Source organism: Erythrobacter sp. SN6-5 (assembly GCF_057364945.1).
Genome location: NZ_CP200282.1, coordinates 1784868 through 1809029, shown reverse-complemented (window position 1 = coordinate 1809029; position 24162 = coordinate 1784868). Strand labels below are relative to the sequence as shown.

24 protein-coding genes are annotated in these 24162 nt (G+C 57.6%); 9 read left to right on the top strand and 15 right to left on the bottom strand.

Annotated features, from left to right (window positions below):
- Positions 1 to 3: 3 nt before the first annotated feature.
- From AC0V6Z_RS09030 to AC0V6Z_RS09015, 4 genes are all read right to left on the bottom strand, one after another.
- Positions 4 to 1467, bottom strand: coding sequence for an SLC5 family protein (locus tag AC0V6Z_RS09030; protein ID WP_472638193.1), 1464 nt, complete (start codon positions 1465 to 1467; stop codon positions 4 to 6).
- A gap of 204 nt (positions 1468 to 1671) precedes the next feature.
- Positions 1672 to 2211 carry a TonB-dependent receptor domain-containing protein gene (locus tag AC0V6Z_RS09025; RefSeq protein ID WP_486176468.1) on the bottom strand — a complete coding sequence of 180 codons (540 nt, stop codon included), beginning with the start codon at positions 2209 to 2211 and terminating at the stop codon, positions 1672 to 1674.
- Positions 2153 to 4609, bottom strand: a complete 2457-nt coding sequence (locus AC0V6Z_RS09020; RefSeq protein ID WP_472638191.1) for a TonB-dependent receptor — start codon at positions 4607 to 4609, stop codon at positions 2153 to 2155. The genes AC0V6Z_RS09025 and AC0V6Z_RS09020 overlap by 59 nt, the downstream gene beginning before the upstream one ends.
- Positions 4610 to 5065: 456 nt before the next feature.
- Positions 5066 to 5884 carry a helix-turn-helix domain-containing protein gene (locus tag AC0V6Z_RS09015; protein ID WP_472638190.1) on the bottom strand — a complete coding sequence of 273 codons (819 nt, stop codon included), beginning with the start codon at positions 5882 to 5884 and terminating at the stop codon, positions 5066 to 5068.
- 253 nt (positions 5885 to 6137) lie between these two features.
- On the opposite strand from AC0V6Z_RS09015, the gene AC0V6Z_RS09010 reads away from it, so the two are divergent.
- From AC0V6Z_RS09010 to AC0V6Z_RS08980, 7 genes are read left to right on the top strand one after another with little or no spacing between them, the layout of a single operon-like run.
- Positions 6138 to 6812, top strand: a complete 675-nt coding sequence (locus AC0V6Z_RS09010; protein WP_486176467.1) for a glycoside hydrolase family 36 N-terminal domain-containing protein — start codon at positions 6138 to 6140, stop codon at positions 6810 to 6812.
- On the top strand, positions 6769 to 8319 hold the full coding sequence (locus AC0V6Z_RS09005) for an alpha-galactosidase (RefSeq protein WP_472638188.1): 1551 nt from the start codon (positions 6769 to 6771) through the stop codon (positions 8317 to 8319). Before AC0V6Z_RS09010 ends, AC0V6Z_RS09005 begins: the two co-directional genes overlap by 44 nt.
- Before the next feature lie 3 nt (positions 8320 to 8322).
- Positions 8323 to 9858 carry a glycerol-3-phosphate dehydrogenase gene (gene glpD, locus AC0V6Z_RS09000; RefSeq protein WP_472638187.1) on the top strand — a complete coding sequence of 512 codons (1536 nt, stop codon included), beginning with the start codon at positions 8323 to 8325 and terminating at the stop codon, positions 9856 to 9858.
- Positions 9855 to 10373, top strand: coding sequence for a hypothetical protein (locus AC0V6Z_RS08995; RefSeq protein ID WP_472638186.1), 519 nt, complete (start codon positions 9855 to 9857; stop codon positions 10371 to 10373). The genes glpD and AC0V6Z_RS08995 overlap by 4 nt, the downstream gene beginning before the upstream one ends.
- Entirely contained in the window at positions 10366 to 10947 is a 582-nt protein-coding gene (locus tag AC0V6Z_RS08990) for a hypothetical protein (protein ID WP_472638185.1), read from the top strand. The genes AC0V6Z_RS08995 and AC0V6Z_RS08990 overlap by 8 nt, the downstream gene beginning before the upstream one ends.
- The gene (locus tag AC0V6Z_RS08985; RefSeq protein ID WP_472638184.1) at positions 10940 to 11518 is read left to right on the top strand and encodes a galactokinase family protein; all 579 of its coding nucleotides are present in this window, start codon (positions 10940 to 10942) and stop codon (positions 11516 to 11518) included. The genes AC0V6Z_RS08990 and AC0V6Z_RS08985 overlap by 8 nt, the downstream gene beginning before the upstream one ends.
- Positions 11401 to 11979, top strand: a complete 579-nt coding sequence (locus AC0V6Z_RS08980) for a hypothetical protein (RefSeq protein ID WP_472640880.1) — start codon at positions 11401 to 11403, stop codon at positions 11977 to 11979. Before AC0V6Z_RS08985 ends, AC0V6Z_RS08980 begins: the two co-directional genes overlap by 118 nt.
- Position 11980: 1 nt before the next feature.
- Here the strand turns inward: AC0V6Z_RS08980 and AC0V6Z_RS08975 are convergent, their stop codons facing one another.
- Together AC0V6Z_RS08975 and AC0V6Z_RS08970 are read right to left on the bottom strand one after the other, a co-directional pair.
- Positions 11981 to 12664, bottom strand: a complete 684-nt coding sequence (locus AC0V6Z_RS08975; RefSeq protein ID WP_472638183.1) for a site-2 protease family protein — start codon at positions 12662 to 12664, stop codon at positions 11981 to 11983.
- A 24-nt stretch (positions 12665 to 12688) separates the two neighbouring features.
- Complete coding sequence (locus AC0V6Z_RS08970) at positions 12689 to 13267, bottom strand: thymidine kinase (RefSeq protein WP_472638182.1); 579 nt, start codon at positions 13265 to 13267, stop codon at positions 12689 to 12691.
- A 162-nt stretch (positions 13268 to 13429) separates the two neighbouring features.
- Here AC0V6Z_RS08970 and AC0V6Z_RS08965 point away from each other — a divergent pair, with 162 nt between their 5' ends.
- Complete coding sequence (locus AC0V6Z_RS08965; RefSeq protein ID WP_472638181.1) at positions 13430 to 15070, top strand: AbgT family transporter; 1641 nt, start codon at positions 13430 to 13432, stop codon at positions 15068 to 15070.
- A gap of 69 nt (positions 15071 to 15139) precedes the next feature.
- Positions 15140 to 15727 carry a YceI family protein gene (locus tag AC0V6Z_RS08960; RefSeq protein ID WP_472638180.1) on the top strand — a complete coding sequence of 196 codons (588 nt, stop codon included), beginning with the start codon at positions 15140 to 15142 and terminating at the stop codon, positions 15725 to 15727.
- A 20-nt stretch (positions 15728 to 15747) separates the two neighbouring features.
- On the opposite strand, the gene AC0V6Z_RS08955 is transcribed toward AC0V6Z_RS08960, so the two are convergent.
- From AC0V6Z_RS08955 to rimP, 9 genes are read right to left on the bottom strand one after another with little or no spacing between them, the layout of a single operon-like run.
- Positions 15748 to 16458, bottom strand: coding sequence for a hypothetical protein (locus AC0V6Z_RS08955; RefSeq protein ID WP_472638179.1), 711 nt, complete (start codon positions 16456 to 16458; stop codon positions 15748 to 15750).
- The gene (rbfA, locus tag AC0V6Z_RS08950) at positions 16455 to 16880 is read right to left on the bottom strand and encodes a 30S ribosome-binding factor RbfA (protein ID WP_472638178.1); all 426 of its coding nucleotides are present in this window, start codon (positions 16878 to 16880) and stop codon (positions 16455 to 16457) included. The genes AC0V6Z_RS08955 and rbfA overlap by 4 nt, the downstream gene beginning before the upstream one ends.
- A gap of 4 nt (positions 16881 to 16884) precedes the next feature.
- Positions 16885 to 17430, bottom strand: coding sequence for a DUF1697 domain-containing protein (locus AC0V6Z_RS08945; RefSeq protein ID WP_472638177.1), 546 nt, complete (start codon positions 17428 to 17430; stop codon positions 16885 to 16887).
- Positions 17430 to 17852, bottom strand: coding sequence for a PaaI family thioesterase (locus AC0V6Z_RS08940; protein ID WP_472638176.1), 423 nt, complete (start codon positions 17850 to 17852; stop codon positions 17430 to 17432). Before AC0V6Z_RS08940 ends, AC0V6Z_RS08945 begins: the two co-directional genes overlap by 1 nt.
- On the bottom strand, positions 17849 to 18385 hold the full coding sequence (locus tag AC0V6Z_RS08935) for a hypothetical protein (RefSeq protein WP_472638175.1): 537 nt from the start codon (positions 18383 to 18385) through the stop codon (positions 17849 to 17851). Before AC0V6Z_RS08935 ends, AC0V6Z_RS08940 begins: the two co-directional genes overlap by 4 nt.
- Complete coding sequence (gene infB / locus AC0V6Z_RS08930; protein ID WP_472638174.1) at positions 18382 to 20916, bottom strand: translation initiation factor IF-2; 2535 nt, start codon at positions 20914 to 20916, stop codon at positions 18382 to 18384. The genes AC0V6Z_RS08935 and infB overlap by 4 nt, the downstream gene beginning before the upstream one ends.
- Before the next feature lie 9 nt (positions 20917 to 20925).
- Entirely contained in the window at positions 20926 to 21819 is an 894-nt protein-coding gene (locus tag AC0V6Z_RS08925; RefSeq protein ID WP_472638173.1) for a DUF448 domain-containing protein, read from the bottom strand.
- On the bottom strand, positions 21800 to 23461 hold the full coding sequence (gene nusA / locus AC0V6Z_RS08920; protein ID WP_472638172.1) for a transcription termination factor NusA: 1662 nt from the start codon (positions 23459 to 23461) through the stop codon (positions 21800 to 21802). The genes AC0V6Z_RS08925 and nusA overlap by 20 nt, the downstream gene beginning before the upstream one ends.
- A complete protein-coding gene (gene rimP / locus AC0V6Z_RS08915; protein ID WP_472638171.1) occupies positions 23461 to 24021 on the bottom strand; it encodes a ribosome maturation protein RimP in 561 nt (186 codons plus the stop codon). Before rimP ends, nusA begins: the two co-directional genes overlap by 1 nt.
- Positions 24022 to 24162 lie beyond the last annotated feature (141 nt).

The window sequence follows — 24162 nt, the reverse complement described above, 5'->3', positions numbered from 1 at the left end:
CCCTCAAGCCGCTTCGGGTGATGCCTCTCCCTGGGTATCAGCGCCACCCAAGGAGAACACTGGCGTTTCGCCGTAGGCGAGCTTGTTCATCACCAGCGCTGTGAGGATCGACAGCAGCAATGTCACCGCCATGCCGTGGATGTAATGCGCAGGCTCCCACACCATGCTCCAGAAGCCATAGAACGCAACGCCGGTGACCACACCGATCATCGCCGCGCCTGCCTTCACATTCTTGAACAATAGGCACACCACGAAGGCGCTGAGGATTGGCATGGATAGCAATCCGTAAAGCTCCTGCACCGTGTTGATCAGGCTTTCCTGGCTGGCGAAAAACGGCACCAAGAGCAGCGCCAGCACCGACATGGCGATCGACACAATCGCGCTCAGCTTCGCCACCGAGGTTGGCCTGTCAACATAGGCCTCGTGAATGTCGCAGACATAGAGCGCCGCAGAGGCGTTGAGGATGGAGTTAAAGGTGGTGAGCACCGCCGCCGCCAGAGCCGCGGCGAATGCGCCGGATAGCCACAACGGCAGAACGTCGCCAACAATCCGCCCGTAAGCCGCATCGCCCACATCGCCATAGAGCTTGTAGGATACGATGCCCGGGATCACGACAATCGCAGGCACAATCAGCAATCGAATCCCCGCCGCTGTCAGCACGCCCTTTTGCGCTTCCTTGATATTGGGTGCGGCCATGGCGCGCTGAGTGATCGTCTGATTGGTTGACCAGTAGAAGGTTTGAATGAAAATCATCCCCGTCAGCAGCGTGTGCCACGGGATTGGGCTATCATTGCTGCCAATCAGGGTCAGGCGGTCCGCCGGAATACCTGTCAGGTCGAAGTCGATGGCTTGCAGCGCGAGGAACACGACCAGCAAGGCGAGGCCCAGGATCAGCACCCCGGAATAGGTGTCCGACACCGCAACCGCCCTCAGACCTCCGAAAATCGCATAGCACGCACCCACAATCGCCAGGACCACAGCGACGATCAACAGGTTCTCCAGCCCCGTATCCAACCCCACCATGGAGAGCAGGAACAGCGAACCGCCATAGAGGATCGCAGGCAGGAAAATGAACAGATTGCCGAATAGGAACAGTACGCTGATCAGCGCGCGAATGTTCTTGTCGTTGTACTTCTTCTGCAGCAGCTCGGTCGTCGTGGTGCAATTGTTTTTGTAATAAACCGGCAGGAACACAAACGTCAGGATCAGCAGACCCGCTACCGCGGCAAATTCCCACCACGCCAGCAGTGCCATCTGGTTGCCATTCATCCCGATTAGTTGATCAGTGGAGAGGTTAGTGAGCGTGATCGAGCCAGCGATGAAATACCACTTGAGGCCCCCGCTGGCGAGGAAGTAGTCCTTCTCGCTTTGGTGACCTTCACCCAGCTTGCCGCGGCAATGCATGTAGGTAGCAAAGGCGATCAATGCGGTGATGGTCACAAAAACCGCAATTTGGATAGTACTCATCGAAAACTCTCTCCCTGCGAGCACTTCACCGGTGCTTCGCCTTATGCCCTACTGTCACAAGTTCCTGCGCCACCGGCAAGCCTGCGTTTGCTCTCTTGCCCGAATAAACTGTCTTCAAATACAGCGAAGGCGGGTATTCCGTCATCCGGAACACCCGCCCTCCCCGCTCATCGCGTGACACGATGAAGTGCGACCCTCACACGCTTAGAACTTCGCCCGAACACCTGCGGTGTAACGTGCGCCAGTGCGCTCATAGGTCAGGATCCGGTTACGGAAACGTGAGAAGTCGCGTGTATCCTCATTGAGGACGTTGAGGCCCTCGATAAAGACCTGGAACTGATCAGTGATCTCATAGCTGGCTGAGAAGTCGACTTGGCCAAAGCTCTCACGTTGACGTGGTTCACTCTGATCAGCGTTTTCTTGCACCAGGAAGCCATCACGATAGTTGTACGAAACGCGCGCCGAGAATGGGCCGCTCTCATAAAAACCAGTGAGGTTGACGGTGTGCGGTGTGAACCCGTTAAAGCCGAGATCGCCAATTGGAGCATTATCCTGGCTTGAGTTCACATAAGTGTAGTTGATGATACCGCCAAAGCCGTTGTCGAACGTCTTTTGGAAAGCAATTTCCGCCCCGCTGATGCTGCCGGAGAGGCCATTGCGCTCACGGGTGTCTTGGAAGGTCACATCAATTGGTGTGTCGACGGCTGCAATTCCACCAGCGAGTGCATTGCCAGCTAAGCACAATCACAACACCTGGGACGGGAAGAGTTGATTCCTCGAGGAAACCGCCCAGCTCCTTATGGAATCCAGCAACGCTAAAGTAACTTAGCGATTCGAAGTACCATTCAAATGAAACATCGAAATTATCTGCCTCGAAGGCCTCGAGCAACGGGTTACCACCGCCGCTGAGCGGAGCATCAGAGCGACCACCGAAGGTATTCGCAACGCCAAGTGCAGTCAAAGTTGGACGCGTCACCGTCCGAGCGTAACCAAGGCGCAAAACAGTATCAGCGGTCGGTTCAAACTTGAAACTCACCGAAGGCAGAAAGTTGACATAATCGTTTGGAACGGAAGTGCTCGCGGCGTCGGCAAATGTCACATCAAGCTGGGTGTCTCCCGGTGTCTCGCGGAATTCGATCACCGGCCGATCAATACCACTCGAAACAACATCCGTGAACGCGATACGGAAGCCAATACTTGCAGACCATGGCAGCTCACCTCCCAAATCACCGCCCCATTCAGTGCCAAAATATGCAGAATAGATTTGCTCTTCAACCGCAAAGCTGCCGCCTGGATTGAACGTTGGTGTGTAAATTCCAAACAACGGATCAATTCCAGGTGAATTGAGATAAGCAAGCAAATCTGCCGTGGTGTCGTCTGGTGTGCCAACATCATCGTTGCGATTAGGATCACTTAGGTTCGTTGGATCGTTGAGTACGGCGAATGCCTGTGCGAATGTTGAAGTGAGAATATTGGTAGGCACCGTGTCTGCGCCTTCAACACCGCTTAGAAAGCCATCAAACGAGAAATCACTCAAAATGCCGGTATCGAATGCGACGTTGTAGCCACAGAAAGCGCAGAAGATATCTCCAGCACCCAATGAACCGAAACCCGGAGCGGTAAAGTTGTCAAACAGGTCCTGATTTTTCTCACGGTCGGTGTAGATACCGCCAAATATAACCTTACTAAGCGGCCCGGCATCGACGTCCCACTCGCCGTCAAAACGCACCTCGAAGACTTCGTCTTCAATCCGTGTGCGGTTTACGTTCACAAAGTGGAGCCGTTGAATGTCGCGGTTAACGAAATCAGCGGTTTCGATGTTAGTAATGGTCGAAATCCCGCTTGTACTTGTGGATTCGATCAACGGTGATGTCGGCGCTAGCGCCCCCAGAACCACGAATGGGTTCGTGCCATCACGTGTCGCCCGTGACCATGCCACGTCAGCTACAAACGTCAGACTATCGGTGGCTTCAAATTCGAAGTTACCGCCAAATGCAAATGTCTCAGCCAAACGATTGTTGGAGGTGAGCACGTTATCGTTTTGCGAGAGGCCAACAGCATCCGCAATGTCAGGGTTCCGCACGCCAAAATCGATGCTTGGACGGCTGAACGATGTCACTGTGCCATTGGCGTCAACCTGCGGATCGATGAATGGAGGACTGAAAAAGCCTGAGAATTGCTGATCGAATGACTCGATATCCAGCCGCGAATAGAGACCATCGAACGTAGCTGTAAAACGATCCGACGGCGCGAATTGCACAGCTCCGTTTAAAGTTATGCGTTCACGATCTTGTTCGTCACGGCTAAAAATCACCTGCTGCTGGACGCGCGATCCGTCTGGAAGGAAGCCGAAAGATGCATCCGTCAGTCCAGTTGAGTTTTCAGGAGCAAGAACGACCACGTCGGGATCGTCCGGATTGCCATCTGGGTTATCACGTAGCGTAAACCCATTGGTGAGACTTCGGTCAAACTGCGAGTTACGACGTTGGTATGAGCCACCCAGGAGCACGCCAAATGTATCGTTTGACCACGATATGACGCCAGAAACGTCAGCGCCGAGATCCTCACTCAAATTTTCATAAATCGCGGCAGCAGACAGCGAAACGTTGAAACCAGGCCTATCCAATGGTTTTGCAGTCGCAATGTTAACAACAGCGCCAATACCGCCCGACTGAATTCCCGGTTGCGACGACTTATAAACTTCAGCTGTTTGAATGATGTCCGCAGACAATACATCAAAAGAAAACTGACGCCCCGGATTATCCGTCGCTAACGTCCGACCATTCAAAAGAACGGCGTTAAATTCTGGGCCAAGGCCGCGAACAGTGATGGACTGGCCTTCGCCGCCAGACCGGTCAATCGCCACACCGGTGATGCGTTGGAGCGCCTCAGCAACGTTTTGATCGGGGAACTTGCCAACGTCTTCGGCAGAGATTGCATCAACCACAACAGAGCTGTCGCGCTTCAGATCAATCGAGTCCTGCAAACTCTTACGAAAACCGGTAACGATGATGGCATTGCCTTCACCTTCCGCTTCCGCCGTCGCTGGCGCAGCTTCATCCTGCGCATAGGCTGGTGCCGAAATGGCAATTGCTGCGAATGCAGCTGATTGAGCCAACACGGCCCGCTTCGAAATTCTCATGGCTTATCTCCCTTAGCCCTGCCCCGCCGACGGACGCATAGGGAATGCGAACAATCGAACGACACAATTCGTCAAAAAACTGTTTGAAAATGCAAGAGGTTCGCAGATCATGCGCTGAGCATTCAGGCCCCCAAGGGCACATGTGCAAACCTTTCTCGTCACGCGAGTGGCATCCTCCTCTTCCCACCGAACACCCAATTGACATGATCGCATCTGCGACCTGAGGCGTTTCGGTTGCGGCAGCTAACGCGTTGTTGCGTTAATCTGACGTAGACGTGAAAATGGCGCGCAGACCAACGAAAGCCATAGGCAGATTGGACTGGCATGAACTTTTTGGGAGTTTCACACAGTCAATTTGCGCGTGCTTTCCCAAGTGTCATAAATTTGCAACGCAAGGCTACGGCACGCCCTTAGCAAACTAACATGTTAGTCAAATCGCGATCCCAAATCATCAAATCACATAGGATCACGGCCAATTCGGGAACGATATTCAGATGGCGACCACCCAACCGTTTTGCTGAATTGGCGGCTAAAGTGATATTCGTCACAAAAGCCTAGCTCATCAGAAATATCGCGCAGCAATACGCCTGGCTCGCTGAGCATTTGGCAAGCGCGCTCCATTAAGAGACCAGTGCGATAGCGCCCAGGAGAGCGCCCGGAAAGCTTGCGAAACCGCTTGCGAAACGCCTCATAGGACTGATCCACTTGCTGCGCCGCCTGGCGCACATCCATGGTTGCTGCAATCGCTGCCTTGGCCCGTTCGAGCCAGGCAATATCGCCGCCCAAATCCTCTTCACCGGCCTGGGTGATGTCTGCAAGCAGTTCCTGCAAACGGATGGACTCGCGCAGCAACTCGTTCTCTGTGTGCGCATCAGATTGGTTGATTATCGATAGTATCCGATCACGCCAAAAATCCATCGGACGCAGAGGGATGACCGGGCGATCGCGGTCAAAACACCCACCCTCGCGCCACATGTCGAACACTGGCCCTTCAAACACGAGATAGAATTCGTCCCAGGTCTCACCGCGCTTTGGCCCGTACCAATGCTCTACCCCTGGAAAGATCAGGATGGCATCGCCTGCGCGCACGGGCAGGTTCAGCCCATTCTCATCGCGGTAAGAGCCTTCACCTCGGGTCACATAGACCAAGGTAAAATGAGGCAAGGTGCGCCGGGCGGTCAAAACACCCACACCTTTATTGAGGAAACAGGCCAGCTTTATCCCACCAATAGGCGACAGATGCAGGTTCTGTTTATATACCTTTTCTTCCCACATCACTTTTCCTCAGACTTCGTTTCCCTGTCCGGATACCAAAAAATTCATGCTTGTCCAAAAACCCACTTCACAAATGTGCGTATCTAGCGTGAAGGTTCGGCGGGGCATTACGTTGCGTAAACGTATTGCGAGAGAGGATGGATAGGTTGGATGGCAAATAATGCCACATCAGAAGACGCATTGCCGAACCAAGGGTTCGATTTTGAACATGGCGGAGATAACGCCGTGAGCAGCGAACTTGCCGTGCATCATCATGGCCCTGCGCCTGCCGAGCGATCCAGTTGATGAGGCAGAGGGCGAGCACCAATTTATTGCGCTTCGCGGTGGCGGCACGTTTGTCGCGATTGAGGCGACCAAAGGCGCGCGCCCAATCATCCTTTATGCCGGTCCCGATATGCCGGGTGTTGAGCCATCTGAACTGGCCACGCTCGCGGTGCGTCAGCACGCACCGGGCACCGCGGCGGTTCCGCTACGCGGCTCTATGATCAACGAGGTGGGCACCGGGATTTCCGGACCATCTGGCCTGATCGCACATCGCGGCGGACAAGATTGGGCGATTGATTTGCGCCTCGTCATGATTGAGCAACGCGGTGAGCATGAAGTCACCCTGTGCTGCGAAGATACCAACACCGCGGTCGCCGTATGCCACACGCTCACACTCGATCCCGGCACTGGTGTACTCACGAGCAACACCGAGATCGAGAACCGCGCGGATAGCGAGCTCGGACTGGATTGGGCGGCGGCGCTATGCCTACCGCTTGACCAGAGGTTGGAGCGTATTTTCAGCTTCACTGGCCGCTGGTCGGGCGAATTTGCGATAGAAGAGATCGCCCCTTTCCAAGGCAGCATCGTGCGCGAAAACAAGGCTGGGCGAACCAGCCACGATGTCTATCCCGGAGCATTCGCCAAGCACGCATGCAACATCTGAGGACAGCGGCCTGGCTGCGGGCTTTCACCTCGCCTGGAGCGGGAACAGCCGTTTGCGCGTCGACCGTCACAACGATGGCCGGTCCCTCATTCAAATCGGTGAAATGTCCTTCCCTGGCGAGATCAGCCTGGGCCGCGATGAAACCTATCGCACGCCTGATCTGATAGCGGCGTGGTCGCAGCAAGGCTTCAACGACGTATCACAGCGTCTGCACGACCACCTCTGCAATGAAGTGCTCCATAAGCGCAGCTTCGCAAAGCCGCGCCCGGTGCATTACAACACCTGGGAGGCGGTCTATTTTGACCATGATGAGGCGACGCTGATCGCGCTCGCTGAACACGCCGCCGCTGTGGGCGCAGAACGCTATGTGCTCGACGATGGCTGGTTCGGTGGACGCCGCCACGAGGATGCTGGCCTCGGTGATTGGTGGGTCTCAGACGCGGTCTATCCCGGCGGGCTTCACGCCATCGTCAACCGGGTCAAAGAACTCGGCATGGAGTTCGGCCTTTGGTTTGAGCCAGAAATGGTCAATCCGGACAGTGACCTGTTCCGCGCGCATCCCGACTGGGTGCTGGGCGCAGACGGCGTTGATGCAGTTCCATTCCGCGGGCAATTCACGCTCGATCTGACGCGCCGCGAGGTATTCGATTATCTGTTCGACAAGATCACCAATCTGGTGACCGAATATGGCATCGCCTACATCAAGTGGGACATGAACCGCGACACAAATTATCCGGGCAGCGGCGGTCGCGGGGCGATGCATGCACAAACGCAGGCGGTCTATAAGCTGATGGAGAGCCTGCGCGCTGCCCATCCTGATCTGGAAATAGAGAGTTGCTCATCCGGCGGCGGGCGCGCCGACTTTGGCATCTTGCGCTATTCCGACCGGATTTGGACCTCGGACAACAACGACGCGCGCACGCGTCAACACATCATGCGCGGCGGCAGCCACTTCCTGCCGTTGCGGGTGCTGGGCAATCATGTCGGGCCGAAGAAATGCCACATCACTGGCCGCCAATTCAGCATGCATTTCCGCGTCGCCAGCGCGATATTCGGCCATATGGGCATGGAGCTGGACCTGCGCGATGAGAGCGAGGCGGATCTCGAAACGCTCAAAGCTGGGATCGCTTTGCATAAGAAGCACCGTAGTCTGATCCATGGCGGACGTTTCCTGCGCCTTAAATCAACCGCGACCACCAATATGATTGGCTGCACCGCGCGCGATCAAAGCGAGGGGCTGTTTTCCTACGCCAAGCTCGAAAGTGAACTTAACACCCTGCCCGACCGGATCATGTTCGGCGGACTCGATCCAGCACGCCACTACCGGGTGCAAATGGTCTGGCCATTGGCGAACCCTTCGCTCAGCACGCCCTCTATCATTGAGGCGGCGAAGCTGCTTGAAGGCGGAACGACATTCTCAGGCGCCGCGTTAATGGGCCACGGGATCCAGCCGCCACTGACATTCCCCGACACCTGCCTGATCTATCATTTGGAAGCGACCGACTAACCCATGAGCCAGAATGCACAGCACAGCGAAGAGATGTTTGATCTCTTGGTGATTGGCGGCGGCATCAATGGCGCCGGGATTGCCCGCGATGCGGCCGGGCGCGGCCTTAAAGTGTGCTTGGTAGAGAAGGATGATCTCGCCAGTCACACCTCCAGCGCTTCGACCAAGCTTGTCCACGGCGGCCTGCGCTATCTGGAGCATTTGGAATTCCGTCTGGTGCGCGAAAGCCTGATCGAGCGAGAGCGCCTGCTCAAAATCGCCCCGCACATCGTGTGGCCGTTGAGATTTGTGCTGCCGCATGACAAGGGCTTGCGGCCTAGCTGGCTGCTGCGGCTTGGCCTGTTCATGTATGATCATTTGGGCGGCCGCAAACTGCTGCCCCCGACCCGCACGGTAAACCTGCGCGAGGCGCCGCATGGGGGCTTCCTCGAAGACCGGCTGGTCAAGGGGTTCGAATATTCAGACTGCTGGGTCGAGGATTCGCGCCTGGTTGCGCTCAATTGCATGGATGCGAAGGAACGCGGCGCGGACATTCGCACGCGGACCGAATGCACCAGCCTATCCCGTAATGGCCAGCACTGGAACGCAGTGCTGAACGGTCCCGATGGCGAAGCCCATGTGCAGGCCCGCCAAGTCGTTAACGCCGCTGGCCCATGGGTCGACAAAGTGCTGGGGCGGGCGATCCCGCGCGAAAGCCATGAGAACCTTCGGCTAGTCAAAGGCAGCCACCTGATCTTCCCCAAGCTGTTTGACGGGACACACTGCTACATCTTTCAAAACAAGGATGACCGGATCATCTTTGCGATTCCCTATGAGCGCGACTTCACACTGGTTGGCACCACCGACCAAGGGTTTGAAGGCGACCCATCGGGCATCGATATCTCGCCAGAAGAGGCGACCTATATCTGCGATGCGGCCAATGAATATCTGCGCACGGATATTTCACCGGATCAGGCGGTCTCCAGCTATGCTGGCGTGCGGCCTCTCTACGATGACAAAGCCGCCAGCAATTCCACGGTAACGCGCGACTATGTGTTTGAGTTGGAAGACACCGATGAAAACGGCGCGAAGGCCGCGCCAATCCTGTCGATCTTTGGCGGCAAGATCACAACCTATCGCAAGCTGGCCGAACATGCGCTGAAACGCCTCGGTCAAGGCGACACCAGCTGGACGATTGATGCCCACCTGCCCGGCGGCGAGATTGATCCGATGCGCTTTGACGCGTTCGTCAATGACCTCGAGCTGCGCTATCCATGGCTGCCCAACGGCGCCGCGCTGCGGCTTGCCCGCGCTTACGGCACACGGGTCGAGGCACTGGTCGGCGGGGCGCAGGGCCTGAACGATATGGGAACGCATTTGGGCGGCGATCTGTTCGCCCGAGAGCTCGAATATCTGATCGAGCACGAATTCGTTCGCAGCGCCGATGACGCTCTGTGGCGGCGTAGCAAGCTAGCCCTGCACCTGACCGAAGAAGAGCGCGCACGCGTGCATGATTGGTTCGCAGGCGAGCAAGCGGCCGCGAAAGCCGCCGCTCTATGAGCGAGAACACGCCGCTAGACCGCGCTATTGGCGGCAAGACTGTCTATCGCCGCGAGCATCGCAAGGCTGATGGGCGGATGCTACAATTGTACGGCCACGCGCCGCACGATCTGGCGCTGCAATCTGAAAACGCGGACCCAATTGCGCAAGGTGGCGAGATCCGCCATCATCCTCTGCGGGACGAATGGAACGTCTATGCCGCACACCGGCAGAACCGCACGTTCAAGCCTGCCGCCTCCGATGATCCCTTGGCGCCAACCCGCGCAGGCGGGCCGGAAACAGAAATCCCGTTTGAGGATTTTGAACTCGCGGTGTTTGAAAACAAATTCGCAGCCTTCCACCCCAGCGCCTCTGATGTAAGTGCGCTGGATGGCATTGCCGCCGAACCGGCCAAGGGCGCATGCGAAGTGGTGGTCTATTCACCAGAGGCCAGCGGCAGCCTGCACACCATCGGTCAAGAACAGCCAGCGCGTCCTGATCGCCGCTCTGCTCGACCGCTATCAGGCGATGTTTGATGCGGGCTGTGAATATGTGCTGCCGTTTGAAAACCGGGGTGATGAAGTCGGCGTAACTTTGCACCACCCGCACGGGCAGATTTACGGATTTGAGCGCGTGCCAGAGATTCAGCAGCGCGCAATAGACGCCTTTGCGGGCGGCTATGACCTCGCCGCCGAGATACAGGCCGCCATGCCAGGCTACGGGCTTGGCGAGAAGGACGGGATCGCCGCATTCGTGCCGCGCTTTGCCCGCTTCCCCTATGAGGCATGGATCGCGCCCACCGCGCGCCGCGCTGGCCCATGGGAATGCAGCGACGTGGAGCTAGACGCCTTGGCATACTGGTTGGGCGAGTTAACCCGCCGCTATGACGTGTTGTTTGATGGGCCTGCGGCGACCATGATGGCGTTCCACGCTGCCCCCAAATCTGGCGGCGAAGGCTATCACTTTACAGTGCAATTCTACCCGCTGCTGCGCGCCAAGGGGCGGGTCAAATACCTCGCCTCGGTTGAACAACACACCGGGACATTCACCGTCGATGTGATGCCCGAAAGCGCGGTAGAGGCGCTGCGCAAGGTGTCAGACCATGACTGATTTTACCGCGCGTGCTCCAGGCCGCGTAAATTTGATCGGAGAGCATACCGATTACAATGGCGGCATGGTGCTGCCCGCCGCGCTCTCGATAGGCTTGGAGGTGACTCTGGCGCCGCGCGAGGATCAAACCGTCGCGGCCAGCTCTGGCGACTATAGCGCGCCGGAAATCCGCAACCTGTCCGACGATGCGGTGGGCGAATGGTCTGACCCATGCGTAGGCGCGGTCCGGATCGCCAATGATCTGCGGCTACTGAGCGGCGGCGCGACTTTGTCGGTGCAATCGACTATTCCAGAGGGCTCCGGCCTGTCCTCCAGTGCAGCATTGATCGTGGCGATCCTGAAGGCAGCACGCGCCGCTGCGGCACCGGGACGCAAAGCGACGTCGAACTGGCCGTCGCTGCGCGCCGGGTCGAGAACGAATATATGGGCGTGCCCTGCGGTATTATGGACCAGATGGCAGTCGCGCTCGCCACCCCCGGCACAGCCATGGCGCTGGACACTAAGCATTTGGAGTATGACCTGGTCACGCTGCCCGACAGCCACGAGATGGTGGTCATCCACTCTGGGCTAACGCGTAAGCTGACCGATGGACGCTACGCCGCGCGCAAAGTCGAATGCGACACCGCCAAGGCCCATTTTGGCACCAATGATCTGTGCCTTTTACCGGTGGAGCAAATCGAGCAGGCAGAACTAGACCCGGTCGCCAAACGCCGCACTCTGCACTGCGCAACAGAGCAGGCGCGCGTCTGGGCCGCTATTGACGCGCTGAAGGCAGGCGACATCGCCGCGCTGGGCCAGGCAATGAACGACAGCCATGTTTCCATGCGCGACCTGTTTGAAATGTCCCTACCGGAAATCGATGCTCTGGTTGCGACCGCGCAAGAACTCGGCGCGGCCGGTGCGCGATTGACTGGCGGCGGGTTCGGCGGCTGCATCGTCGCCTGCGTTGCAAAGGACACCCGCGAGGCGTGGCTAGAGCAATTGCTTGATCGCCATCCGCAGGCCCGCTTTATCGACGCGGTCGGGGCTTAGCTCAGCCCGCGACAGCCACCGCAATCGAGCGGTACTGATCCATCACCCAGCCGACAGCTGGGCCGATGGTGTTTTCCAGTACGCCCCATTGCGGAGCGAACCATGTGAGCGCGACCAGGCCAAAGAACAGCAGCATCCCAAACGGCCGCAGCTTTGCATAATATTTGACCATACTGCGCGGCAGCAATCCCTCGACGATATGCGAGCCGTCAAATGGCGGGATCGGGAGCAGGTTGAACACGCCCAGGAATACATTGATCAGGATGAAATACCCCACCCCCTGCACCAGCATGCTGGGATCACCCGGGTTTGCGGACAGGTCCAAATTGCCCGCGAGAATGCCCAAGGCAATGGCGCCGAGCAGAGCGAGCACAAAATTCGTGCCCGGTCCCGCCGCCGCCACAGCCATCATTCCATAGCGCGGATTGTTGAGCCGCCACGGCTGAACCGGAACCGGCTTTGCCCACCCAAACACTGGCGCGCCCGCCAGAGCCAGCGCTCCGGGCACCAGCAAAGTGCCCACCGGATCGACATGGCGGATCGGGTTGAGACTCAGCCGCTTTTGCTCTTGCGCGGTGGGATCACCGAGCATTTTTGCAGCATAGCCATGCGCGACCTCATGAAAAACAATCGCGACGATCAGGCAGGGGATCAGGATGAGGGCAAGGGAAAGTGTCTCAGACATGTCGGATAGGTAGGCGCGTACGCCCTAACCCGCCAGAGCTTCGCTGAAATGCTTGCGGCACAGCGCGAGATAGCGATCATTCCCGCCGATCTCGGTTTGCGCGCCTTCCTTCACCGCAGCGCCGCTTTCATCGACCCGCAGGTTCATCGTCGCCTTGCGTCCGCAATGGCATACCGCCTTCTGCTCGATCAGCGCATCGGCAATGCCCAGCAGCGCCGCTGACCCGGGAAACAGCTCTCCCTGAAAATCCGTTCGCAGCCCGTAACACAGCACCGGAATGCCGTGCACATCGGCCAACCGCGCCAGCTGCCACACCTGATCCTTGGTCAGGAATTGCGCCTCATCCAGCAGCACGCAATCAATCGGTGCCTCTGCATGATCATCAAGCACAAATCGTTCTATGTCCGTCGCTGGATCAAACCGCCGGGCATCACTGGATAGGCCAATCCGGCTGCTGATCGCGCCAAGTCCGGGCCGGTCATCAATCGCCGCCGTCCACAAGCACACCCGCATCCCCTGCTCGCGGTAATTGAACGCGGTTTGCAGCAGCGTAGTGCTCTTGCCTGCATTCATGCTCGCGAAATAGAAATAGAGCTTAGCCATGGCGGCGCAGCCTAAGCCAGCGCTTGCATTTGAGCCAGTCAGGAAAAGGCAGCCGTGCACAGGCTTTACTTGTGCGCAGCGCCATTCACAGGGCAGACAGGGGCCGCACGCAATGTTAGCATCTGGTCTAGACACACAGCATCAGTTGAGGGGCATTCTCCTATGGCAAGCGCAGCGCCGACACCCGATCAAAGCCAAGGCATGGGCGGATTTCTGGGCTGGATTGAACGCAGCGGCAATAAACTGCCCGATCCGGTGTTCATATTCTTCTATCTGATCCTCGCATTGGTGATCATTTCTATCATCTCTTCGCTTGTTGGCGTTTCCGCCTTGCACCCGACCGAAATCGATGAGGCAAGCGGCGGCGCGATGAGAATCGAAGCGATAAGCCTACTATCGCCAGAAAATATCCAGCGTTTGTGGGTCGAAATGCCCAAGACCTTCACACATTTCCATCCTCTCGGATATGTGCTCGTCGTCATGCTGGGCGCTGGTGTTGCAGAGCGATCTGGCTTTTTTGCAGCGGGCATGGCGAAAGCCGTTAAGGGCGCACCAAAGGCACTTTTGACCCCAGTCGTTGCTCTGGTCGCAATGATCGGCAACCATGCCGCTGACGCCGGTTATGTCGTACTTATTCCGCTGGCAGGCATACTCTTCGCCGCCGCTGGAAGACACCCGTTGGCAGGCATCGCAGCAGCATTCGCCGGTGTATCAGGGGGATTTTCCGCGAATGTCTCACCTGGCCAATTGGACGCATTGCTATTTGGGATCACAGAAGAAGCGGTTGGTGCCAGCGCGCTTGATCCAACATGGACGGCCAATATCGCGGGCAATTGGTATTTCATCAGCGTTATGACCTTCTTGTTTCTGCCAATCATTTGGTATGTGACGGACAAAATCATTGAGCCTCGCCTTGGTGCGTGGACAGGCGGCGCGCAGGCCGGTTTAGAGGATGGTCAGAGCCCCGACCCGTCCGCTCAGGACGGAGAGCTTGCTGCAAAGGGCCTACGCCATGCCGGACTTGCCGTGCTGTTTGTTATCGCCCTGTGGCTGCTCATGGTGTTTGCGCCTGGAACCCCGCTAATCAATGAGGCTGCCTGCCTCACAGAAACCGGCACGGCCATCGCCGATTGCTCAATCCACAGCGAGCTAAGGCCGCTTTATCAGTCGCTGGTTGCTGCATTCTTCCTTCTCTTCCTACTCGCGGGCTGGGCTTATGGCCGCGCGACCGGAGCGATTAAGAACCACCGCGATCTGGTAAACATGATGGCAGAATCGATGAAGGATATGGGGTACTACCTTGTCCTCGCCTTCGCCGCTGCGCACTTTGTTGCGATGTTTGGTTGGTCCAACCTTGGCTTAATTTCTGCTGTCCACGGAGCGGATGCGATCCAATCGACCGGCCTGCCTTTGCCATTGGTGCTGGGCCTGATGGTAATATTCGCAGCCCTGCTCAACCTGTTTGTCGGTTCCGCCAGCGCCAAATGGGCATTGCTCGCACCGATCCTGGTTCCAATGCTGATGCTGCTCGGCATCAGTCCGGAAGGCGCAACTGCCGCCTATCGCGTGGGCGATAGTGCAACCAATATCATCACCCCACTAATGGTGTACTTCCCGCTGATCCTTGTCTTCGCACAGCGCTGGAAAAAGGATTTCGGGCTGGGCAGTCTGACTGCGATGATGATGCCCTATTCGATATGGTTATTGATTTCTGGAACGGTTTTGATCGTGATCTGGTTCTATCTTGGCATTCCACTTGGGCCGGATGCTCCGGTGGAGTATTCTCTTCCAGCAAGGATTTGAGGCCATAGATTTGTACCTGAGTGAAACTTTTCGAGGGGTTGGCACGAACATATTGCCATAGGAGAGTTTATGCCCCGCCTACCTCAGTCCCTTACAGGCAAGTTCAAAATCGTCGCCGTCCCGATGCTCGCAGCGCTCCTTTTGGGCAATGCGTCACAAACCTACACGCTCGACACCAAGGCCAGTTCGATCGCTGCAAAGGTGCCGTTCCTGGGCATTGGCAGCCGCACGGCGACCTTCAACACGATCAGCGGCGCGGTCACCTTCGTTCCTGACAGCCCGCGCGATGCGAAGGTCGATGTGACGATCAACACGCAGGACATCAAAGCACCGGATTCGGTAACCTTGAAACGCCTGCGCTCCGAAAAATTCTTCTGGGTCGATAAGTACCCAACCGCGCGCTTTCGCGGCTCTAATCTGGTCATGACCAGCGGGCGCACCGGTAAAATCACCGGTACACTGACGGCGCGCGGCGTAACCCGCGATGAAACCTTGTTCGTTACCTTTGATCAGCCACCAGCCAGCAATGCCGGCAAGGCGATCAACCTCACCGGTACAATGAAAATCAATCGCCGTAATTATGGCATGACATCGTTTGGGTTGATTGTTGGCAAGACCGTGACGATCAGCCTGAAGGCGAAGATGATCCCGCGCTAGGCCCGGCTGAGGCGGCGCGCTCACCCCTCAAATTCAAAGCCGTTCCCGATGGTACTCAGCGTCGGCTGGGTGCCCTTTGGCGCGTCGCTCCATATCCAGTTGCTCTCATCGTCTTCGATGCTGCCTTTCGCATCCTTGCGCTTGCCGGTGAGGTAGTTGACGCTGGTCTGGCGCATTTCGCCAGTGTTGCGCCGCACGTGTGAATACTCAAACCCGATTAGCGCCATCGCCTCGCCATTCCATTTAAACTGAAATCGGCGATTAGACATGCTCCAACTGCCAGCATTCGCGAAGAATGCGATGTGGAGATGCAGCGAACCGTTGTCGATCCGCATGTCTTCATAGGGATCGCTGATCGTCGGCTGATCGTGATCAGGGATGATCGCATTGCCTTTGGCGACCAGCCGATATTGCCCTGGGTTATCTTGCAGAACGACAAGCACGATGCGCGGATTGGCATCGTGATAATCCATGCCAAGGCGATCGGGATTGCTCCGCATTTTGGCCGGGTCATTTTCCTGAATGATCAGCACGCTGTCGGTGCGGCCATCGCCGTCGAGATCGCCCTCAGCCTTGTCGAACAATCGCCAGCCGCGCGGAACGAAGTCGATATCACGATAAGAAGTCAGGCTCTCCCAACTGGGAGTGGACGGCCCGGGCACAGGCTGAATTTCTGCAGGCGCGTCAGTCGCTCCGCCAGCCAGCGCGGCCGCCGCCAGAAACGCGATCATGAAGCTTCGCCTCTACCAGCTTCTTCGTCATCTTCAGCCAGATCACGCGCCACCTTGGGATCGCGCAGCAGGCTCTCAATCCGGTCTGCCTCATCAAAGCTCTCATCGGCCCGAAACTTCAGCTTCGGCGCAAATTTCAGCCCCAGCCTTTTGGCAACCTCGCGCTGAAGAAAGGCGGTGTTCTGACGCAGCGCCTTCACCACCTCGTCCTCTTCAGAGCCGAGCAGTGGCTTTACATAGGCGGTCGCATTGCGCAGGTCTGGCGTCATGCGAACCTCTGTCACCGCGATGTTAGAGGCGCTAACCACATCATCATGCACTTCGCCGCGCGCCAGCAATTCCGACAGGATATGGCGCACCCGCTCGCCCACTTTCAGGACGCGGACCGATTGCTGTTCAGCGGTGAATTGTTGGCGAGCCATCGGCCTAATCCATCTTTGAAAGAATGTTCTTGAGCGAGTTCATGTTGCGCGCTGTGCCGCGACAATCAAGCCGTCGCTCAAGAAATTTGCTGGAAAGGTCGGACACGCCGACCCCGTGGACATAGTCGAGATAGAGCACACGGTCCCCCAGCGCGAGCCGCTCACTGCCCTTTGAACTGTGCTCGTCTTTCAGCGCAGCGAAGCGCGCTTGCTCAGGCTGCTGACTGAGGAATATCGAATGCACCATCTTGTCAGAGCCATGCTCTGGCCCGGTACCGTGGAATGGATTGTCCTCAACGGCGGATTGCACCTCCGCCTTGGTACGCACCATAACGCAGCTTTTAAAACCAAACTGATCGGCGAGAATGCGCTCCAGATGCGCCTCGATCTCCACCGGCGCGCGGTCATCTGATAGGATCAGATTGCCGCTCGCCGCGACAGTGACGAGGTCTTTGAGGCCTTCCTTCGCGAAGGCAGCCTTCAAATCGACCATTTTGACCCGGTTGCCGCCGATATTGATGCTGCCCAGCAGAGCCAGAAAACGCGTCATCAGATGTCTTCCGGAATATCGGTTGGCAATGCGGTGGAGGTGGCGCGCGCGAGCAGTTTGCCTGCCTCATCGAATAGCTCACCCTCAAGGAAAGCGACCCGGCGGCCATGCTTGACCACGCGGCCCTTCGCAATGATTGGCGCGAGCGGAACCATCGACACGAATGTCAGGTTCATATCGAGATTGAGCGGGAGTTTTGTGCCATGCTCGCTGCCGTCAGTGACCGCCAGCAACGCGCCGCCCATCACCTCATCAAGGAAACCTGCGATCAAGCCGCCCTGCACCGCGCCTCTTGGCGAGGCGAAGCTTGGCGGCGGGGTGAAGCGCGTGGTCAGCTCGCCTTTATCGGCATCGAACGAGACGAACTCGCTCCCCATCAGCTCAGCCGATGGAGAGCGCTTGGATTCGTAGATCCTGTTCACTGCTGCTCCAACTTTCCAGCCTGAAAAAGCGCCAGTTCTACATCCCTCAATCGAAGTTTACGTAACTTACAAACCATCCGAATATCAGACTGATAATTCTCAAAACTTGCACGACTGTTTACCAAGCCGCCTATACCTAGCGCTTTATGGATTCTGCTATCCCAGATAGCGTATTCCTTCGGTCGCCAGAAATGAAGAAACTTGCTGGTGCCAACAAATGAGCCGTTCAGAAAATCCTCGTCATTCGGATCAATCTTCCCCAAGTTCAATCTCGTCGCCAAGCCACCGAAATCCAAATTTCTCGACTTAGCGTTCCTCCCCTCTGCTCGTAAAATAGTTGGCATCCAGCCATAGACTGCGAGCCCACCAAGCCTAATCTTATCGATGTCCCACTTACCGTCTTGTGCACTGAACCAAGAACTTAGAATCCGATATTCTGTTTGGTACGATTGATCTTCGATGCTCAGGCCTTCTGACGATAACTTCAATGCCTCATCGACAGTCTTTTCAAAGTTAGCGATCCGAAAGCTCACAGCGTCCGTTCACGCTCCTCAACCTCGAAGACTTCGAGGCTGTCGCCCGGTTGGATGTCGTTCGTGTCTTCCAGAACCACACCGCATTCGAGGCCAGAGCGCACTTCGTCGACATCGTCTTTGAAGCGGCGCAGCGACGCGATGGTGGTCGCCGAAACGATGACATCTTCGCGGGTAAGGCGCGCGTGCAGACCTTTGCGAATGGAGCCTTCGGTGACGAGCAGACCCGCCGCCTTGTCCTTCTTTCCGGACTTGAAGACTTCTTGAACATCCGCGCGGCCAACCACGTGCTCGATCTTTTCCGGACCAAGCTCGTCGGCCATTTCCTTCGCGATCTCGTCGGTCAGATGATAGATCACGTCGTAATACATCATCCGCACGCCTTCGCGCTTCACCAGGTCGCGCGCTTTCGCATTCGGACGCACGTTAAAGCCGAGGATCGGGGCCTTCGAAGCCGCTGCCAAGGTCACATCGCTTTCCGTGATCGCGCCAACGCCAGCGTGCAGCACGCGGACCTTGATGAGATCATTGGAGAGGTTGTGCAGCGCGGTGTTGATCGCCTCAACCGAACCCTGAACGTCAGCCTTCACCAATACGGGGAATTCGACCACGTCAGAGGCAAGGTTGTTGAACATCGTGTCAAAATTGGTCGGGGCGAGCGCCGTGCGCTGCTCCGTCTTCTTCTCACGCCGATATTCGGCCACTTCACGGGCGCGCTGCTCGTTTTCGACCACGGTCAGAACGTCACCAGCCGATGGCACACCGCCCAGGCCCAGGACTTCGATCGGGAAGCTTGGTCCCGCTTCCTTGATCTGTTTGCCCTTGTCATTGACAAGCGCTCGGACGCGTCCGCTCTCCGTGCCAACCACAAAGGTGTCGCCGCGTTTCAGAGTGCCACGCGTTACCAGCACGGTGGCAACAGGGCCGCGGCCCTTATCCAGCTTGGCTTCAACCACCGTCGCATCGGCATGGCGATCTGGCCGTGCCTTCAGCTCCAGCAGTTCCGCCTGCAGAGTGATTGCCTCGATCAGATCATCAAGCCCAGTGCCCTTGGTCGCGGAAACTTCCACATCCTGCACATCGCCGGACATCTTCTCAACGATCACTTCGTGTTCGAGCAGACGGGTGCGGACATTGTCGGCATTGCCTTCTGGCTTATCGATCTTGTTGATCGCCACGATCATCGGCACGCCGGCCGCCTTCGTATGCTTAATCGCCTCAATGGTTTGCGGCATGATGCCATCATCGGCTGCCACTACCAGAACCACAATATCGGTCACATTCGCGCCGCGTTGACGCATTTCAGTGAATGCGGCGTGGCCCGGCGTATCAAGGAAGGTGATCTTCTGCTTGTTCTTGGTTTCGATCTGATAGGCGCCAATGTGCTGGGTAATCCCGCCAGCTTCGCCTTTGGTCACATCGGTCCCGCGCAAAGCATCGAGCAGCGAGGTCTTACCGTGATCAACGTGGCCCATAATGGTCACGACCGGAGGACGCTCTTTCAGCGTCTCTTCCGGATCTTTGTCTTCCTCAGCGACGATATCGATATCGGCTTCTGAAACCTTCTCGATATTATGGCCAAACTGCTCAACCAACAGCTCGGCAGTGTCCTGGTCAATCGTCTGATTGACGGTGACCATCATGTCGAGATTGAACAGCTCTTTGACCAGGTCTGCGCCCTTCTCGCCCATCCGTTTGGCGAGTTCACCAACGGTGATCGCCTCTGGCACGATAACGTCGCGAACTTGCTTCTCACGCGGCTTGGACGGGCCACCTTGAGCGCGCCGTTCTTTCTCACGCGCACGCTTCAGCGCGGCGAGTGAACGCGCGCGGCGGCCCTCGTCCTCGTTCAGAGCTTTGGTGACGGTCAGCTTACCGGAACGACGCTTGTCGGCGGCAGGTGAGCTACGTTTATCCTCGCGGCCCTTTTTCTTTTCCGGACGCTTCGGCTCTGGACGCGCTATTGGTGTAAACTTGCGACCGCTTGGTGCAGGCGCAGCTTCCTTTTTGGCTGCTGGCGCTTCGGCAGCGGCTGCAGCAGGTGCCTCAGTTTCAGCGACAGCTGCTTGCTCAGCGGCCTTCGCGTCGGCGGCGGCTTGCTTTTCCGCCTCCTCATCAGCCTTGCGATTGTCTTCTGCGCGCTTTTTCTCGTCTTCGGCGGCCTTCTTCGCCTTTTGATCATCACGCTTGCGCGCATCTTCGGCGAGCTGGAGGCGCTGTTCTTCGGCCTCACGCTCAAGCCGCTTTACGCGCTCTTGCGGGGTTTCTGACGGCGCAGCCTTTTTAGCAGGCGCTTTCTTCGGCTCAGGCGCAGGCGCTTCCGCGACCGGTTCTGGCGCAGGAGCGGGCGCTGGCGCAGCCTCTGGTGGCGGGGTTTCGCCCGGCTTTAAGAGCTTGCGGCGGCGCTTAACCTCAACCGCCACCTTATTGGTGCGGCCGTGGCTGAAGGTCTGCTTGACCTCACCGTCACCAGCCGGCCGTTTGAGGCCAAGTGGTTTACGGGTCCGTTTGTTGTTGTCGTCGTCGCTCATGCTAGCTCGTTAGTCCTTCGTGTATTCTTCTATGTCGTTCGGGCGCGGCTGATCCGCCCCGTCCGTTGATCGTTTTGTGCTGCCGCCGCAGCCAGCCATGACAGCCCCCGAAAACGCCATGAGCCGGGACAGTGCCCGGTGCATGCGATCCGCCCCGCTTGCTCCGCGAAGAGCAAGATGAACGACATTCTCGCGGCCCAATGCCACAGACAGAGCCGCGCGGTCCAGTGGCAAGACCTCGCCGCGCTCTCCAGTTCCCTCTGCCTCGCGCCCAACGCGCCAGGCCTGATCCAATTTTTTACGCCCGTCTTCGCTGCTGTCGCTGGCGTGCAGCAACATGTGCAGCGTGCCCGCGCGCGCTTGGTCCTCAATCCGTCCAGAGCCGAGCACCAATTGCCCTGCGCGCAGCTCCAATCCCAATCGGTCCATCAATGATTTGCGCAGTGCAGATTCGATCTGCTGCGGCAAATTCTGACTGTAGGAAAGTTTTGCGCCCTTAAATCCCCGCGCCAGCGCCCCTTTAAACTGGCCATTGGCCATTGCAGCTTCAAGTGCCGCCTTGTCGAGGGTGATCCATGCCCCCCGCCCGGGAGCCTTGGCCGATGGATCGGGCAGGACGTCACCGTCGGGCGATATCGCCAGCCTCAGCAGCTCGTCCTGTCCAGCATGATCGCCGGTCAGGATACAGCGCCGCTCTGGCGCGTCCTTGCCCTTAGTCGAGTTACGACGGCGGTTCTTGGACTTGCCAGACCCTCCGCCCCGATGCCCGGATTTTGCACCCGGCTTCGCCGCGGAATTGGCGTAGCCCTCTTGGGAGCCAGAAGCATTGTTCTGACCCTCGCTGGCTTTCCCGCCAGCTTCAACGATGTCGGACGCTACGCGCTCATTTGTCGGAGTCCGCATTCGCGGCCTCCTGTGTTGTCGCTTCGGTTGCAGCGTCTGCTGCCCCGTCTTCGTCTTCAAACCAGTGCGCACGCGCAGCCATGATGATCTCGTTGCCCTGCTCTTCGCTCAGGCCAAACTCACCCAGCACGCCGCCTTTGTCTTCCTGACGCTGAGGCGGACGCCGCGTTGGCGGGCCATCGGCGTTGTTGCGGCGGCGCGGCGCTTCGCGCTTCTTGGCGATCAGCTCGTCGGTTGCGAGGTCGGCCAGATCATCAAGCGTCTTGATACCGCCCTTGCCCAGCACGACCAGCATCGCCTCGGAGAGGTGCGGCATATCAGCCAGTGCATCTTCAACACCCAGTTCGCGGCGAACCGTACGGTGTGCTTCTTCTTGACGCTCCAGCGCTTCTTTCGCGCGGTTTTGCAGTTCTTCACCGAGCTCTTCGTCAAAACCTTCGATCGCGGCCAGCTCTTCCAACGGCACGTATGCGACCTCTTCCAGCTCCGCAAAACCTTCTGCAACCAGCAACTGGGAGAGGGTCTCATCAACGTCGAGCTCTTCCTCGAACATCTTGGAGCGTTCAGCGAATTCTTGCGAACGCTTCTCGCTTGCCTCTTCCTCAGTCATGATGTCGATCTGGTGACCGGTCAGCTGGCTGGCGAGGCGCACGTTTTGGCCGCGGCGACCAATTGCCAGGCTCAATTGATCATCAGGCACAACGACTTCGATACGGCCCTCTTCCTCGTCGAGAACAACGCGGGCCACGGTAGCAGGTTGAAGCGCATTCACGACGAAGGTCGCAATGTCATCGCTCCATGGGATGATATCGATTTTCTCGCCCTGCAATTCCTGTACGACGGCTTGAACGCGGCTGCCCTTCATACCCACACAAGCACCGACCGGATCGATCGAGCTGTCGTGGCTGATGACACCGATCTTCGCGCGGCTGCCCGGATCGCGTGCAGCGGCTTTGATCTCAATGATGCCGTCGTAAATCTCTGGCACTTCCTGGGCGAACAGCTTGCGCATGAAATCAGGCGCGCTGCGGCTGAGGAAGATTTGCGGACCGCGATTGTTGCGCTCCACCTTGGTGATCAGCGCGCGCACACGCTCACCGGTACGGGCGGCCTCACGCGGGATTTGCTGATCGCGGCGGATCACGCCCTCGGCGCGGCCGAGGTTCACAATTACATGACCAAATTCGACCGATTTGATGACGCCGGTGATGACTTCATCAGCGCGGTCTTTGAACTCTTCGAACTGGCGCTCACGCTCTGCATCGCGAACCTTTTGAAAGATCACCTGCTTGGCCGATTGCGCATCGATACGGCCAAGATCAACCGGAGGCAGCGGATCGACGATAAAGTCGCCAATGCTTGCGCCCTCTTGCAGCTTTTGGCCCTGGGCCAGATCGACCTGCTTGAAGTAATCCTCGACCTCTTCAACCACTTCAACCACGCGCCACAGCGTCAGATCGCCGGTTTGCGGGTCCAGCTTTGCACGAATGTCGTTCTCTGCACCGTAACGGTTGCGAGCGCTCTTCTGGATCGCCTCTTCCATCGCCTCAATGACGATGCTTTTGTCGATCATCTTTTCAGATGCGACCGCGTTTGCGATTGCGAGCAATTCAGCCTTGTTGGCGGAAATGGCACTGGCCATCAGTCGTCTGCCTTCTCTTGTTCTAGAATTTCGTCTGCGCCACTCGTATCGAGCGGCTGTGTAGCGGCAATCAATTCATCTGTCAGGATGAGTTTTGCCGAATGAATTTGGTCGCGCGGAACGCGGCTTTCCCCGGCCTTCGCGTCTTCAATAATGACTGTATCACCATCAATCCCGCTTAGCGAGCCGCGAAGTGTGCGTTGCCCATCAAACCCTTTGACCATGGAAATCTTTGCCTCGTGCCCAGCCCAATTGGCAAAATCCTTTGCCCGGGTCAGCGGGCGGTCAATGCCCGGCGATGACACTTCGAGGTGGTAGGCGCCTTCGATCAGCAGTTCGCCCGCCTCTTCGCGCGCATCCATCGCGTCGGACACCCGGCGGCTCAGTTCAGCGCATTGCTCAATGATCAGCTGACCGGTCGCCGGATCTTCAGCCATGATTTGCAGCGCTTCGCCGCCATCACCGGCCTCCGACGGCATCATCTTTACGCGTACCAGCTCAAACCCGAGCGCTTTGGCTTCAGGTTCAATCACTTCATAAAGGCGCGCCAGATCGGCCATCGTAACTCCGTGTAGACACCATGCAAAAGACAAACCCGTTTGTGTCCGGCCCCAGGAGGCGCCAAACTCAGACTGTCTCGACGATGTCGTGATGAGGGCTAACTAAGCCCGTTCAATCCGCTTGGCAAGTGCATTGTGGCG

Excerpts from the sequence above, each read along its gene's own strand:
- rbfA (WP_472638178.1), bottom strand. The coding sequence starts at position 16,880 with ATGGCTCGCCAACAATTCACCGCTGAACAGCAATCGGTCCGCGTCCTG.
- rimP (WP_472638171.1), bottom strand. The coding sequence starts at position 24,021 with ATGGCCGATCTGGCGCGCCTTTATGAAGTGATTGAACCTGAAGCCAAA.
- AC0V6Z_RS08980 (WP_472640880.1), top strand. The coding sequence starts at position 11,401 with ATGGCAGTCGCGCTCGCCACCCCCGGCACAGCCATGGCGCTGGACACT.
- AC0V6Z_RS09030 (WP_472638193.1), bottom strand. The coding sequence starts at position 1,467 with ATGAGTACTATCCAAATTGCGGTTTTTGTGACCATCACCGCATTGATC.
- AC0V6Z_RS08960 (WP_472638180.1), top strand. The coding sequence starts at position 15,140 with ATGCCCCGCCTACCTCAGTCCCTTACAGGCAAGTTCAAAATCGTCGCC.
- AC0V6Z_RS09005 (WP_472638188.1), top strand. The coding sequence starts at position 6,769 with ATGTCTATCCCGGAGCATTCGCCAAGCACGCATGCAACATCTGAGGAC.
- AC0V6Z_RS09010 (WP_486176467.1), top strand. The coding sequence starts at position 6,138 with ATGGCCCTGCGCCTGCCGAGCGATCCAGTTGATGAGGCAGAGGGCGAG.
- AC0V6Z_RS08970 (WP_472638182.1), bottom strand. The coding sequence starts at position 13,267 with ATGGCTAAGCTCTATTTCTATTTCGCGAGCATGAATGCAGGCAAGAGC.
- AC0V6Z_RS09020 (WP_472638191.1), bottom strand. The coding sequence starts at position 4,609 with ATGAGAATTTCGAAGCGGGCCGTGTTGGCTCAATCAGCTGCATTCGCA.
- AC0V6Z_RS08985 (WP_472638184.1), top strand. The coding sequence starts at position 10,940 with ATGACTGATTTTACCGCGCGTGCTCCAGGCCGCGTAAATTTGATCGGA.
- AC0V6Z_RS08990 (WP_472638185.1), top strand. The coding sequence starts at position 10,366 with ATGTTTGATGCGGGCTGTGAATATGTGCTGCCGTTTGAAAACCGGGGT.
- nusA (WP_472638172.1), bottom strand. The coding sequence starts at position 23,461 with ATGGCCAGTGCCATTTCCGCCAACAAGGCTGAATTGCTCGCAATCGCA.
- infB (WP_472638174.1), bottom strand. The coding sequence starts at position 20,916 with ATGAGCGACGACGACAACAACAAACGGACCCGTAAACCACTTGGCCTC.
- AC0V6Z_RS09015 (WP_472638190.1), bottom strand. The coding sequence starts at position 5,884 with ATGTGGGAAGAAAAGGTATATAAACAGAACCTGCATCTGTCGCCTATT.
- AC0V6Z_RS08945 (WP_472638177.1), bottom strand. The coding sequence starts at position 17,430 with ATGACGCGTTTTCTGGCTCTGCTGGGCAGCATCAATATCGGCGGCAAC.
- AC0V6Z_RS08965 (WP_472638181.1), top strand. The coding sequence starts at position 13,430 with ATGGCAAGCGCAGCGCCGACACCCGATCAAAGCCAAGGCATGGGCGGA.
- AC0V6Z_RS08925 (WP_472638173.1), bottom strand. The coding sequence starts at position 21,819 with ATGCGGACTCCGACAAATGAGCGCGTAGCGTCCGACATCGTTGAAGCT.
- AC0V6Z_RS08975 (WP_472638183.1), bottom strand. The coding sequence starts at position 12,664 with ATGTCTGAGACACTTTCCCTTGCCCTCATCCTGATCCCCTGCCTGATC.
- AC0V6Z_RS08995 (WP_472638186.1), top strand. The coding sequence starts at position 9,855 with ATGAGCGAGAACACGCCGCTAGACCGCGCTATTGGCGGCAAGACTGTC.
- AC0V6Z_RS08955 (WP_472638179.1), bottom strand. The coding sequence starts at position 16,458 with ATGATCGCGTTTCTGGCGGCGGCCGCGCTGGCTGGCGGAGCGACTGAC.
- glpD (WP_472638187.1), top strand. The coding sequence starts at position 8,323 with ATGAGCCAGAATGCACAGCACAGCGAAGAGATGTTTGATCTCTTGGTG.